Origin of the sequence: Exiguobacterium sp. 9-2 (assembly GCF_036287235.1) — a bacterium.
Lineage (GTDB): Bacteria > Bacillota > Bacilli > Exiguobacteriales > Exiguobacteriaceae > Exiguobacterium_A.
Genome location: NZ_CP142850.1, coordinates 1,775,696 through 1,789,286 on the forward strand (window position 1 = coordinate 1,775,696; position 13,591 = coordinate 1,789,286).

At 43.1% G+C, this 13,591-nt stretch carries 10 protein-coding genes; 3 read left to right on the top strand and 7 right to left on the bottom strand.

What is annotated here, in order from left to right; all coding sequences use genetic code 11:
- Nucleotides 1-71 precede the first annotated feature (71 nt).
- Complete coding sequence (locus VJ374_RS09490) at nt 72-1,538, bottom strand: glutamate synthase subunit beta (protein ID WP_329468696.1); 1,467 nt, start codon at nt 1,536-1,538, stop codon at nt 72-74.
- Nucleotides 1,535-6,007, bottom strand: a complete 4,473-nt coding sequence (gltB, locus tag VJ374_RS09495) for a glutamate synthase large subunit (RefSeq protein WP_329468698.1) — start codon at nt 6,005-6,007, stop codon at nt 1,535-1,537. The genes VJ374_RS09490 and gltB overlap by 4 nt, the downstream gene beginning before the upstream one ends.
- Nucleotides 6,008-6,301: 294 nt before the next feature.
- On the opposite strand from gltB, the gene VJ374_RS09500 reads away from it, so the two are divergent.
- Both VJ374_RS09500 and VJ374_RS09505 read left to right on the top strand, forming a co-directional pair.
- Nucleotides 6,302-7,144 carry a transporter substrate-binding domain-containing protein gene (locus tag VJ374_RS09500; protein ID WP_035407369.1) on the top strand — a complete coding sequence of 281 codons (843 nt, stop codon included), beginning with the start codon at nt 6,302-6,304 and terminating at the stop codon, nt 7,142-7,144.
- A complete protein-coding gene (locus VJ374_RS09505) occupies nt 7,144-7,824 on the top strand; it encodes an amino acid ABC transporter permease (protein ID WP_035407367.1) in 681 nt (226 codons plus the stop codon). The genes VJ374_RS09500 and VJ374_RS09505 overlap by 1 nt, the downstream gene beginning before the upstream one ends.
- Before the next feature lie 83 nt (nt 7,825-7,907).
- Here VJ374_RS09505 and VJ374_RS09510 read toward each other — a convergent pair whose 3' ends face one another.
- Nucleotides 7,908-9,749 (bottom strand): putative bifunctional diguanylate cyclase/phosphodiesterase, encoded by a 1,842-nt coding sequence (locus VJ374_RS09510; RefSeq protein ID WP_290786586.1) that lies wholly within the window; start codon nt 9,747-9,749, stop codon nt 7,908-7,910.
- A 145-nt stretch (nt 9,750-9,894) separates the two neighbouring features.
- On the opposite strand from VJ374_RS09510, the gene VJ374_RS09515 reads away from it, so the two are divergent.
- Complete coding sequence (locus VJ374_RS09515) at nt 9,895-10,524, top strand: FMN-dependent NADH-azoreductase (protein WP_056062089.1); 630 nt, start codon at nt 9,895-9,897, stop codon at nt 10,522-10,524.
- On the opposite strand, the gene VJ374_RS09520 is transcribed toward VJ374_RS09515, so the two are convergent.
- From VJ374_RS09520 to VJ374_RS09535, 4 genes are all read right to left on the bottom strand, one after another.
- Nucleotides 10,521-10,775, bottom strand: coding sequence for a hypothetical protein (locus tag VJ374_RS09520; RefSeq protein WP_329471043.1), 255 nt, complete (start codon nt 10,773-10,775; stop codon nt 10,521-10,523). The genes VJ374_RS09515 and VJ374_RS09520 overlap by 4 nt on opposite strands.
- A 19-nt stretch (nt 10,776-10,794) precedes the next feature.
- The gene (locus VJ374_RS09525) at nt 10,795-11,670 is read right to left on the bottom strand and encodes a helix-turn-helix domain-containing protein (protein WP_290786583.1); all 876 of its coding nucleotides are present in this window, start codon (nt 11,668-11,670) and stop codon (nt 10,795-10,797) included.
- Nucleotides 11,671-11,782: 112 nt separating this feature from the next.
- A complete protein-coding gene (locus tag VJ374_RS09530; RefSeq protein ID WP_329468706.1) occupies nt 11,783-12,619 on the bottom strand; it encodes a helix-turn-helix domain-containing protein in 837 nt (278 codons plus the stop codon).
- On the bottom strand, nt 12,619-13,512 hold the full coding sequence (locus VJ374_RS09535; protein WP_290786579.1) for a helix-turn-helix domain-containing protein: 894 nt from the start codon (nt 13,510-13,512) through the stop codon (nt 12,619-12,621). Before VJ374_RS09535 ends, VJ374_RS09530 begins: the two co-directional genes overlap by 1 nt.
- Between the last annotated feature and the right edge of the window lie 79 nt (nt 13,513-13,591).

Sequence of the window (13,591 nt, forward strand, 5' to 3'; positions counted from 1 at the left end):
TGGCAGATTTCCTTGCCAAACACAAAAAAGCCTGGATTTCTGAAGATGCCAGAAAATCCAGACTGCGTGATTTAGCCAGTTTGTTGCATTGTTCTTAAATATTGACCGACGGCTTCCGCCACTTCACGACCTTCTCGAATTGCCCAGACAATGAGCGATTGACCACGTCGTGCGTCACCTGCGGCAAATACACCTGAACGGTTCGTCACATAACGAATCGTCTTGATTTTTCCGCGTTCCGATGCAACCGCTAAATGCTCGAGTATACGCTCTTCCACACCGCTGAATCCGATAGCGATCCAGACTTGATCGACCGGGAAGTAACGATCGCTCCCTTCGATTTCCTCAAAGATCACCGCACCCGATTCATTTTTTGTTTTCGTCGTCTGAATCGTCCAGACACCGGTGACTTGACCCGATTCACTTGTCGTGAATCGCTTGATGGCGATCAAGTATTCACGGGGATCTCGACCGAATTGTTGGAATGCTTCCGCATATCCATAATCGATCGAATAAAGCAAAGGTGTATCCGGCCACATGTTTCCTGTTGCACGTGTCGTACCTGGTTGTTCATGCTTGCCGAATTGGACGACGGAGCGGCAGCGTTGACGGAGCGCCGTCGCTACACAGTCCGCTCCTGTATCGCCGCCACCAATGACAAGAATATCCTTATCTCTCGCATCGTGATCAGGAGACAACGGTTCTTTCGAGAGCACGTGGCGTGTCACTCCAGTCAGATAATCCATCGCATAACCGACTCCTTGCGTTGGTGCTTCTGTCAATTTTCGTGGTTCCGTCGCACCGACACACAAGATTACAGCATCATACTCTGCTTCAAGTGTCTCGAGCGTGATATCTGCGCCGATCGTAACATTCGTCCGAAAGTGGATTCCTTCTGCTTCAAGCAAATCAACACGACGCTGTACGACCTCTTTATCGAGTTTCATCGCTGGTATACCGTATGTCAAAAGCCCGCCGACGCGGTCCTCTCGTTCAAAGACGGTGACCTGGTGCCCTGCTTGATTCAGCTGATCAGCAGCTGCAAGACCGGCAGGACCAGATCCGACGATGGCAATAGAATGCGACGAACGTATCATTGGAATTCGAGGCACGACCCATCCTTTTTCAAACCCGATATCAATGATCGATCGTTCAATATCCTTGATTGCAACTGCAGGTTCATGAATTGATAACGTACACGATCCTTCGCACGGCGCTGGGCAGACGCGACCCGTGAATTCAGGAAAATTGTTCGTCTCAAGCAGTCGATCGAGGGCCTCTTGAAAACGACCTTCTTCTACAAGTAAATTCCATTCTGGAATTAAGTTATAGACTGGACAACCGATCTTCACTTGATCAAATACTTCCCCTACATGGCAAAACGGGGTGCCACAATCCATACATCGACTTGCTTGTTGACTCGCTTCCGCTTCCGTCAAAGCCGTCTTGTATTCACTAAAATCCCCCACCCGTTCGATTGGGTGTCGTTCCGCTCCGCTTGAACGAGCAACTGTCATGAATTGATCGCGTCGTTTCATCGTACTCCTCCTGTTCTTCGACCAAGATGTGTCTCGAATGCGAGTAACATCGCTTCTTCAGTGTTATGTCCTTGTTTTGCGAAATCAGCCATCAATGTTGTCACTTTCTCGTACGTCGATGGAATGACGCGGATGAATGAATGGATGACATGATCCCAGTTCGCTAGAATCGCATCGCCCTGCTCACTTCCGGTCCGTTCGACGTGCCGCTCGATGAACGTCTTCAGTCGCGTGATCTCTTCGGCATGCGTGACGGGTCCGGTCGAGACGAGTTCGCGGTTGACACGTTGTAAAAATTGTTCGGGATTACGCGGTAAGACATAAGCGACACCGCCTGACATACCGGCTGCAAAGTTTTTTCCGATATCGCCAAGGACAACGACAGATCCACCGGTCATATACTCGAGTCCATGGTTGCCGATTCCTTCGACGACGGCAACGGCTCCACTGTTTCGAACCGCAAATCGCTCACCTGCCTGACCGTTCACATAGAGTTCTCCACTCGTCGCCCCGTAAAGTGCGACGTTACCGATGATCGACTGATCGGACGAGACGAACGAAATCGAACGTGGAGGATGAACGGCAATGATACCGCCGGACAACCCTTTCCCTACATAATCATTCGCTTCTCCCGTGACATCAAGCGTCATCCCACGTGGGAGATACGCACCTAAACTTTGCCCGGCAGATCCCTGCAGTTCAAGTTTCAATCGATCCGTCGGAAGACCAAGTGCCCCAAATCGTCTGGTCAGCATTGCACCGGTCTGCGTGCCAATCGCACGGTCTGTATTTTGAATCGTTAAACGTAGTGTCTGTGGCTGACTGAAATCTGCCGACTCTAAATACGGTGCGACTTCACGGGCGTCAAAGGAACGCTCAACGTGATGCTGTTGTTGTTCAGCCGGACCGTGTGACACATGAACGAGGAGACGAGAGAAATCAAGACTTTTCGCCTTCCAATGCGTTCGTTGTCGTTCCGATGGTTCGAGTAAATCCGTACGCCCTACGAGATCTTGCAACCGTCTCACACCGAGCTTTGCTAAATGTTCTCGTACTTCCTCAGCGATAAATGTCATGAAATGGACGACGTCATCGGCAGATCCGGTAAATTTCTTGCGGAGCTCTGGATCCTGTGTCGCGACACCAACAGGACACGTATCGAGATGACAAGCACGCATCATGATACAGCCGACAGCGATAAGTGGTGCTGTCGCAAACCCATATTCATTCGCTCCGAGCATTGCTGCGAGGATGACATCACGACCGGTCAATAGCTTTCCGTCCGTCTCGAGAACGACACGCTCGCGTAACCCGTTTAATGTCAACGTTTGATGTGTTTCAGCAAGACCAAGTTCCCATGGCAGTCCGGCATGTTGAATACTCGTCTTAGGTGAGGCGCCCGTTCCGCCGTCATGACCACTGATGACGATAACATCTGCTAACCCCTTCGCAACGCCAGCAGCAATCGTTCCAACGCCTCCTTTGGCGACGAGTTTGACGCTAATCCGGGCTTGATCGTTGGCACGTTTTAAGTCATGAATCAACTGGGCTAAATCTTCAATTGAATAGATATCATGGTGTGGAGGTGGTGAGATCAATCCAACACCCGGTGTCGATGCACGCACCCGTGCGATCCACGGATAGACTTTTTCACCGGGTAATTGACCGCCTTCACCGGGCTTCGCACCTTGTGCCACCTTGATTTGTAATTCGTCGGCATGTACCAGATAATGACTCGTCACTCCAAAACGACCAGAGGCGATTTGTTTGATTCGGCTCATCCGGAAATCGCCATTTTCATCGTGTTCGTATCGTTCTTCTTCCTCCCCACCTTCACCACTGTTACTTTTACCACCTAAGCGGTTCATCGCAATCGCAAGCGTCTCGTGCGCTTCTTTTGATAACGAGCCGTATGACATCGCCCCCGTCTTGAAGTATTTGACGATTTCGCTAATGGGCTCGACTTCTTCGATCGGGATTGCCGTCGTCTCCTTGAATGTCAACAGATGTCGTAGCACCGTTGCTGGTTCCTCCTGAATGCGTTGTGCGTACTTTTGATAGAGCCGGTAATCATTCGTACGGCATGCGTGTTGCAACAAATGAATCGTCGCTGGATTAAACGCATGATGTTCTCCTGCTTGACGGTACCGGAAGACACTGCCGGACTCTAAATGAATCCGTTCATCTGCAACCTGTTGTGCTCGTCGGACTTCTTCTTCCATCAGCTCAAGCGTCATCCCACTCAATTGAGAGACCGTGCCAGTGAAATGCTGTTCGATGACAGAGCGATCGATTCCGACTGCTTCAAAGATTTGAGCACCCCGATAACTGAAGATCGTCGAAATGCCCATCTTCGACATGACTTTGACGACGCCTTCCGTGACTGCTTTTTGATAACGTTTGGCTACATCCGTAAAACGATCCCCTACTGCTTCTTCAAGCGTCGCATATGCCAGGTACGGATAAATCGCATCCGCACCATACCCGATCAACGTGGCGACATGATGGACTTCACGAATTTCTCCACCTTCAACGATCAAGCTGAGATTTGTACGTAATCCCTTACGGATCAGCGCATGATGAATCGCACTCGTTACTAAGAGGATTGGCATCGGTAATGTTCCAGGGCGAACGAGACGATCCGATAACGTCAATAATTCATACCCGTTTTGTGCAGCGGTCACAGCCTCATCAACGATCATGTCAAGCGCTTCTTCAAGCGAGTCGGTGAACGTCGTTGAGATCGTTTTCTGCTTAAGTCCACATTGTTTAAGCACATGGGCTTCGTCTGGTCGCAGGATCGGCGTCTCTAAGCGAACACGACGACAGTTCGCACGGTTCGGCGTCAGCAGCTCCCCTTGTCGACCAAGCCATGTTAGCGTCGAGGTGACGATCTCTTCGCGTAACGCATCGATCGGTGGATTCGTGACTTGTGCGAATAGCTGTTTGAAATAACGGAACAAGGATTGAGGACGTTCACTTAAGACCGCTAGCGGTATGTCCGTTCCCATCGCGCCTAACGGATCCTTTTGTTCTTCGACGAGTGGAATCAAGTATTGATCGATATCTTCACGCGTGTATCCAAAATGCCGCTGTTTCGTTCCAAGTTCAATGAGTGTTTCCTTGAAGTCGTTACTTGAGAGGGAAACGACTTCTTGAGCGAGCCACTCCGCGTAAGGGTGACGTGTCGCTAGCTCCCGCTTGATCTCTTCATCTGCGATTAACTGACCGGACGCAAAATCGAGTAAAAGGAGTTCACCCGGTGCTAATCGTTTTTTGTACAAAATGTCTTGTTCACGAAGAGGGAGTACTCCTGCTTCTGACGACAACATGAAGTGACCATCGCGTAACAATACATATCGCGCCGGGCGTAAACCGTTTCGGTCAAGCGTCGCACCAATCTGTTTTCCGTTCGTGAAGACGATGGCAGACGGACCATCCCACGGTTCCATCATGCTACTGTGATACTCATAGTACGCGCGCTTCGCCGGTCTGATTTCGGCATGTTCGAATGGTTCCGGCACGAGCATCAGTGCTGTCTCAGCGAGAGAAAGACCTGACAGATGAAGAAACTCAAACGCATTATCAAGCATTGATGAGTCGCTACCTGTCTCATCCAATATCGGCAACACTTCCTCTGCCCGATTACCGTACGTCGTCTCAGCAAGTCGACGTTCTCGACCGCGCATTGCCCGAATGTTTCCTTGCAACGTATTGATTTCGCCATTGTGAATCAAATAACGGTTTGGATGGGCACGTTTCCAACTTGGGAACGTGTTCGTACTAAAACGTGAATGTACAATACCAAAGCCTGACTGATAGCGTTCGTCTCGTAAATCATCAAAGTACGCACGTAGTTGATCCGTCGTCACGAGTCCTTTATACACGATTGTTTCACTCGAGCTACTCAAGACGTATTGCTCGAGACCGAGTTGCTCCGATTCACGTTCAAACGCTCGTCGAATCAAAAAAAGTGTTCGTTCAAATGTCAATCCTTCCATCGCCTGTGCACCAATGAAGCATTGACGAATGACTGGCTCCGTACGACGTGCACCTGATCCAAGCACTTCGGACCGAACAGGTACGGTCCGCCACCCTAATACGTCTTGTCCTTCTGTCAAAATGATTGACTCTAACGTTCGTTCGAGTCGCATCCGTTCCCGTTCCTCACGTGGCAAGAACATCATGAAAACGCCATAATCCCCTTTTTTAGGGAAGGAAATGTGCCGAACCGTTTCACGAAACAACCGATCTGGTAATTGCGTTAAAATACCCGCCCCGTCTCCAGTCTTCGCATCACTCCCTTGTCCACCACGGTGTTCCATTTGACAAAGCATGGCCAATGCATGTTCAACGATTTCATGACTCGCTCGTCCTGTTTGATGTGCGTAAACCCCGATCCCACACGCATCATGTTCCATACGAGGGTCGTATAAGCCCTGCTGTTCAGGGTATTTATGAAATGTCATAGTAGCACTCTCCTTGCCTTCTTAATTTTCTGTATATTCAGTTAAGTTACACTTTACACCCTTTTATGTTTATTCGCTACTATGCATAATCACCATCTCGTCCACCCTCAGGAGGTAGAATTACCATATATCAACATTGATAACGCTTACATATACTTGGATATTCATTCAATATTTTTTTTAATTAAATCCAACACTTTATGCGCGTATTGCTTTGCCCGAACATGTGATTCCGTGGTATTTTTAAGTAGGAACAGCGTTACTGATTACGGAAATAAAGAGAGGAATAATACGATGAAAAAAACAATGCAATGGACGGGACTCTTGATTGCAGGAAGCTCGATTCTATTAAGCGCATGCGGTCAACAAGACGAGAAAGCAACCGCATACGATAAAATCCAAAAAGAAGGCACAATCGTCGTCGCAACAGCAGGTACACTTTACCCGACGTCCTATCATGATGAAAAAAGTAATAAATTGACGGGGTTTGACGTTGAAGTCGTCAAAGAAGTAGCCAAACGGCTTGATTTGAAAGTAAAGTTCAAAGAGATGTCTTTCGACGGTATGTTGACAAGCGTTAATACAGGTCAGGTTGACCTTGCGGCTAACGACATTACGATCACCGATGACCGTAAAGAAAAATTCGCTTTCTCAAAACCATATAAATATACGTATGGTACGGCAATCGTCCGTAAAAGTGATTTGTCAGGCATCAAGTCTCTAGAAGATCTAAAAGGAAAAAAAGCTGCCGGAGAAGCAACAACGACATATATGCAGATTGCTAAAAAATACGGTGCAAAAGAAGTCACTTACGATAATGCGACGAACGATCAATATCTACGAGATGTCTCAAATGGTCGCACAGACGTCATCTTGAATGATTATTACTTGCAAACACTGGCTGTCGATTTCTTCAAAGACTTCGATATCACGATTCATCCGGACATCGCCTATAACCCGAGCCAAGTCGGTTTAATCATGGATTTAGACAATAAAGAACTTCAATCCAACATTAACGAACAACTCGATAAAATGAAGGAAGACGGTACATTAAAAGACATTTCGAAGCAATTTTATGCCGGAAAGAATGTTTCCCAAATGCCTGACGTCAAAACGACGATTGTCGATGTGAACTAATGATGTCATCGATTGATTGGCGGTCCGTCTTCAATCCTGAATTGGCGGTTGATTCGTTTCCATATATTTTAAGTGGACTTGGACAAACATTATGGATTTCTTTGCTCAGCATGGCGATTGGTCTTGGAATTGGGTTAATTCTTGCGCTTTGTCGTCTCTCTCATTTTCGAGTATTGCGTATTGGAGCGAGCGCCTACATCTCATTTATGCGTGGTGTACCCATCCTTGTGCTATTGTTCATGTTGTATTTCGGGCTGCCAGTCATCAATATTCAACTGAACGCGTTGACTGCTGCGATTACTGGTTTTAGTTTAAATAGTGCGGCATACATGGCAGAAATCATTCGTTCTTCCTTACTCTCGATTGATCGTGGGCAGGAAGAGGCAGCGGCGTCCCTCGGTTTATCTAGGTATCGGACGTTTGTTGGCATCATTTTGCCGCAAGCGATTCGAATTGCCATCCCACCGCTTTCGAACGTCTTGCTAGATCTTGTCAAAGCTTCGTCGCTTGCTGCCATGATTACTGTCCCTGAAATTTTTCAAAAGGCAAAAATCGTTGGTGGGCGTGAATTCGACTATATGACCGTCTATTTTGTCGTTGCGTTCATTTACTGGGGTATATGTTCATGTATCGCAGTCATCCAAGAGATTCTCGAGCGTCGTTTTGCCCGGTATCTCTGATTTATTATCTCGTATATGGTAATACAAACAGGCGATGGACATGATCCTTCGCCTGTTTGTATTTTCAATTGTTTGATATCTGTTTAGCCTTCTCGATACATGGCTAAAAAATGTTCTAATTGTTGCGGCTGTAGCGGTCGATAGAATAGATATCCTTGCAACGTATGACACCCCATCTGTTCGAGCAATGTTGCCTCTTCTTCAAGTTCGATTCCTTCTGCTACGATTGTCATATTTAATCGTTTTCCTAATTGAATGATCGTCTCGATCATTGCTCGTTTCCTTTCAGAATGAATCGCTTCTTGAACGATTTCTTTTGGAATTTTCAATTGATCGAACGGTAGTTCCACGAGTGGTTGCATGGATGAGAATCCAGTTCCAAAATCATCAAGAGCGATTCGAATGCCATACAAATGGAGTGCGTTTAATGTTTCGATAATTTGCTCGGTTCCTTCGATAAAGATATGTTCTGTCATCTCGATTTCAAGTAGTGATGGAGGAAAACCTGTTTGCTTTAATATAGTGAGCACTCGATTCGTAAAATCAGCTTGTCGTAATTCCCACGGTGAAACATTAACCGAAATCGTCAGAGGTTCCTTCCCTTCCTCCAACCAAGCTTTTCCTTGAAGACAGGCTTGACGCATGACCCATCGCCCTAATGTCTCAATAAATCGTGTTCTTTCCGCGAGTGGAATGAACTCAACTGGTGGAACAAGACCGTATTCCGGATGATTCCAACGAATTAAAGCCTCTACACCTGTAATTTGACGCGTTCTCGCATTGACTTGAGGTTGAAATAAAATAAAGAAGTCTCGATCCAATTCTGCATCATATAAATCGCGCGTTAACTGGAGTGCTCGCTTCCGTTCATTTTGTGTTGCTAAGTCTGTGATCGCATACGTGTTCTTTCGATTTGCTTTGGCTGTAAATAATGCAATCTCCGCGTCATTGATGACATGGTCCGTCGATTCATCATTAATATAGGAAACACCAATACTCGCAGTAACATTGATTTGCTTAAAGTCAATTTGTACACGTTCTGATACACTTGATAAAATATCGTCACAGAGGACTCGTGCATCATGATGATAAGGCGCATGCAGTAAAAAAGCACTACCGCTCGCTTTCGCAATCGTACAATCTGAAAAACGATTCATCAATCGTCGACCAATGATGTGTAATGAACGGTCACCAGTTCGGTAACCGAATGCATCATTTACTGTTTTGAAATCATCCAAATCCACGAGACAAATCATATCGCCATCTTGTTTTTTCTTATCTACTTCAATGACAAACGAAGAGCGGTTTGGTAAACCTGTCACGGGATCCGTAAATGCTTGTTCCTGTAAACGGGCTAAGTATTCAATATTTCGTTCAAGACGGGTAACATATTGATTATGGATCAGTAAACTAATGATCGTCGCAATCAAGATAAGTCCAATACGCGCGATGTGATCGGATACAAACATCGAAGTGTTTTCAAGTGATGGAGTTTGATACCAAATATAAAGAAGAGAAACCGTCGTGATGCTTGTTGCGTACAGTAGCATCGTTCGGTTGATGACGACTAAGGAAGCTAATATGAATAGAAGGGCACATGCCCAAACTGTCTGGACTCCCCTACCGATGAATGGATGATAAATATATGGAATCAATAAAAAAACGCTAGACATCATATGTGGCTTTAGTCGGTCTGACAATGTACTTTTACCGATGAAGTATTGAACACTCCCAGCACTCGCAATGACAAGTGCACGTATCCAATCCTCCCCTTTCAAACCATAACTACTAAATGTATTGGCAACGATATATAAAACGGCACCACAACTCGTCAAAATAAAAATGATCATCCCGAACAATTGATAATTTGCCCGAATTTCTCGATGATATTGCTGACTATTGGAAGAACGTCGTTGTGTGTTCACCGCCATCCCCTCTTTCAAGTTCCTGTCGTTTATTTTCCTTATCAGAACCAAAATAAAACTTGAATTTTCTAAAAATAATAAAATAATGGGAAGTCATGATTTTAAGCAAAATGGGAATAGATAGGTATAGAAAGGAGCGATCACTATGTCTCATTTACTATTCATCGAAGCAAACGATAGCACGCATCAAAAAAAAGGCATTAGTTCTGAATTAAACGATGCCTTTCTGAATGCTTATCGTGAAAATCATCCTGAGGACAAAATTACGGTTTTGAATTTATTCGAGGAACGTCTTCCCTTCTTTGATCTAAAACTTGCGAACGCGGCAGGGCGGCTATTTAAAGGGGAAGAATTAACTGGAGATGATGCGACTCATGCACAACGGCTTCAAGAATATTTAAACGGATTCTTAGATGCCGATAAAGTTGTCTTTTCATTTCCGATGTGGAACTTAACGGTTCCGGCACCGCTTCACAATTACATGGATTATCTCGCCCAGGCTGGTCAAACGTTTCGTTATACAGCCGAAGGTTCGATCGGACTTGTTGAAGACAAACAAGTGCTGTTGATTCATTCACGCGGTGGTGATTACTCGACAAAAGAGAAAGCCCCAAGTGAACACGCGGTTCGCTATATGTTAGACTTGTTAGCATTCTTTGGGATCAATGATGTATCAACTGTCATTTTAGAAGGACATCAGCAATACCCAGATCGTGCATCTGAATTGATCGAACAAGCGCTTCAAGAGTGCCGACAATTCGGTCGTTCGTTTTAAATTGGGAATAGAACATACTCTGCATATTCTTCCAGAAGACGTTTTTCATGAATCGGCATATCAAATGCACAAAATAAGGAATAGGCCATCGTAAAATCACGCTGGATATCTGAGAGATCACCATTTAATTGCTGCTTAAAGTATCCCCTTTGAAAGTAAAAGTGACCTAAGAAATGACCGTCTTCCAACTGAAGACTCTCCTGAATACCTTGTTCGGTGATTTTTAGACCGGCAAGGTATTTTTTTTGCAGTGAAAGTTGTTATAAAAAATTAAAACTCAAATAATATATATTGCTCCTTCATACGTAGAATCATCTGTTTTCGAACGTCGTGCTCAAACGCGTGAAACAATGTATAGGCGACGGAATACTGTTTTTGAAGTGACATCTCATCTTCACCTGACTGTTCGTGATAGTGCGCGAGCTGATAATAAAAATGTCCAAATAAAAATGTATGATTATGCAGCAAACATAGTTCATATCCTTTCTTAGCGATGGCGATACTGTCCTCAGACTTCCCTTGGTATTCAAGAATCTGACAATGATTAAAATAAATTTTTAATAGCGCATTCAGATGATTATTCGACTGAAGGATTTCAATTTCATTTTCCAATTCCTGATATACGGATTCCGTTAAATGAAATAGATCCTTTTCTGAATACATATTTGCAATCGCCATTTTGATTCGAATGAACAATTGAATGGAATGCGACCACACTTCTTTTTCATTCAACAAGTTGCTGAGTAGGCTCGCAGCTGTCCGAAAATCAATCCGATTTTGTTTTAAATCAATGATCGTCTTGATGTAAATTTTTAAAATATCTACTTCGACGATTGCATCCACTTCCTGCTGGTTGATTCGTTCCATTGCCTCTTGGTACTTTTCCTCTCGAAGCAAGTCGGATAAGAATCGATCCAGCTGAAAGAACTTTTCTTCATCTGTATGTTCTTGAAATAACAACGAGATGGGAACTTGCAACCTTACAGCCAGTTGTTGTATTAACTCAACAGTCGGAGAATTTAAGCCATTTTCAATTTTACTAATTTCAGCCTGACTGCATAAATTAGCGCACAGTTCATTTTGAGAATACCCCTTTTGAACACGAAATCGTTTTAAGTTTTCTCCAATTGGATTAGCTTTAACCATCTTATCAAATCCTCCAAATACTTTAAAACGTCACATCGTATCTTAAATCATGATTCGTGTTTAGCGGTAGATTCGAAAGTAAACAATAAATATTCTTTCTTCAAGTCAACGACTATTGTTTCGTCGTTTGAAATTCAAATGCGTGAAGCAATGTATAGGCTAATGTATATGTTTTTTGAAATAAGCCGTTGTTGACGGATTCTTGATAATTACCTAATTGAAAATAAAAATGACCTAAAAGAAAGGTTTGTTGTGAATCTAAGCATAAATTAATCCCTTTTTGAATAAACACGTTCGCTTCTTCAAACATGTCTTGATATAAAAGAATTTGAGCATGATTAAAATAAATTTTTATCAATGAAGTGACATATAATGAACTTCCGATTTTTTCTAAAGACGCTTCAATGTCGAGATATGCACTTGTAGTTAAATGATACAACTCATGTTCAGCATATAGATTGGCAATTGCTGTTTTAATCCGAACAAATAAAGAAATAGATTCATTCCAAACATCATATTCGCGTATTAGATTACTTAATAAGGAAGTCGCCGTTCTAAAATCATATTGATCTTGTTTCAGATCCACGATGATTTGAAAGTAAGTACTTAATATGATTAAATTCATATTCTCGTTATAATCATAGTTTGAAATGAATTGTATGATTTGATCAAAATTCTCTTCTCGAAGTTGATCCGAAACAAATTTATCAAAAAACTCTATCTCTTCATTAGCTTGAGGATCCTCAAATAAAAGTGCAATTGGACTATTTAAACGAGAGGCAATTTTTTGTAATAATTCTACGGTTGGTGAATTTAAGCCATTCTCGATTTTACTGATTTCAGCTTGGCTACAAATATCTTCACATAATTCATTTTGAGTCATACGCTTTTCAATACGCAATTGTTTAATCTTTTTACCAATTGACGAAGTTAAATTTTCCAAATTCATCATTTCCCTTCACTTCTGTCGATAGGGAATAGTAATAAATCTGATAAATGTGTTTCAAGAATTTTTCGGTATGCGTGATTGTTTGTCGCAGTAAAAAATGAGTAAGCAATCGTGTAAGCTTCTTTAACACTTTTCTCAGGAGCGTTTAATGATTCTAAAAAAAAGCCCTTTTGATAATAGAAATGACCAAGGTATGTCAAATCTTCTATTTCTTTAGTTTCTTCTATGACTCGTTCTACTTCTTGTAACCCTTCCTCGAATCGCTTTAATCTGTATAAGTTACGTAAATAGTTGTATATGATTTTCATTCTAATTTTTTTATATTCTCGTGTCTGATAATGTAGTTTTAGTAATTCTACGTAGATTTGATGGGAATGCAGGTAATCTTCATGATTCGTATACAATACAGCGATTGCCATTTGAATTCGAGTATAGAGAAGAAATGATTTTTCTTCTAACTTTTCTTCGCTGACTAATTTCAATAAAGCAGAAATGCATGTTCTAAAATCGATGTTTCCTTTTTCATATAATAGTAATTTTCGATGATAACGAATTAACACTTGAATTTCAAACGCTGTATTTGATTTCGCATATTCTTCTAAATCTTTGTCCATAGATGAGTAATTTTTCTCCCTCATATGGCGTAACATTTTTTGATCAATCTCATTTAATTTTTGTGACACGATTTCATCTTCAAAAAACAATGAAATCGGAATGCGCAGTCTTCGACAAATTTGCTGTAGTAAATCAATCGTCGGAGAATTTCGACCATTTTCGATTTTGCTGATCTCAGCCTGACTACAAATTCCTTCACAAAGTGCTTTCTGTGTCATTCCTTGTTTTTTTCGTTCTTGCTTGATCTTATCGCCAACAGAATGAATGACTGGATGCATGAAGTTCACTCCTCAATCAAAGATGAATCCATCATAAAAAAAGTCTTTCGTTTCAAGTATATATCACTTGAGACGAAAG

What these genes read in the sequence shown, in the direction of transcription:
- VJ374_RS09490 (WP_329468696.1), bottom strand. Translation starts at nt 1,538, where the DNA reads ATGAAACGACGCGATCAATTCATGACAGTTGCTCGTTCAAGCGGAGCG.
- VJ374_RS09525 (WP_290786583.1), bottom strand. Translation starts at nt 11,670, where the DNA reads ATGGTTAAAGCTAATCCAATTGGAGAAAACTTAAAACGATTTCGTGTT.
- gltB (WP_329468698.1), bottom strand. Translation starts at nt 6,007, where the DNA reads ATGACATTTCATAAATACCCTGAACAGCAGGGCTTATACGACCCTCGT.
- VJ374_RS09530 (WP_329468706.1), bottom strand. Translation starts at nt 12,619, where the DNA reads ATGAATTTGGAAAATTTAACTTCGTCAATTGGTAAAAAGATTAAACAA.
- VJ374_RS09535 (WP_290786579.1), bottom strand. Translation starts at nt 13,512, where the DNA reads ATGCATCCAGTCATTCATTCTGTTGGCGATAAGATCAAGCAAGAACGA.
- VJ374_RS09515 (WP_056062089.1), top strand. Translation starts at nt 9,895, where the DNA reads ATGTCTCATTTACTATTCATCGAAGCAAACGATAGCACGCATCAAAAA.
- VJ374_RS09505 (WP_035407367.1), top strand. Translation starts at nt 7,144, where the DNA reads ATGATGTCATCGATTGATTGGCGGTCCGTCTTCAATCCTGAATTGGCG.
- VJ374_RS09500 (WP_035407369.1), top strand. Translation starts at nt 6,302, where the DNA reads ATGAAAAAAACAATGCAATGGACGGGACTCTTGATTGCAGGAAGCTCG.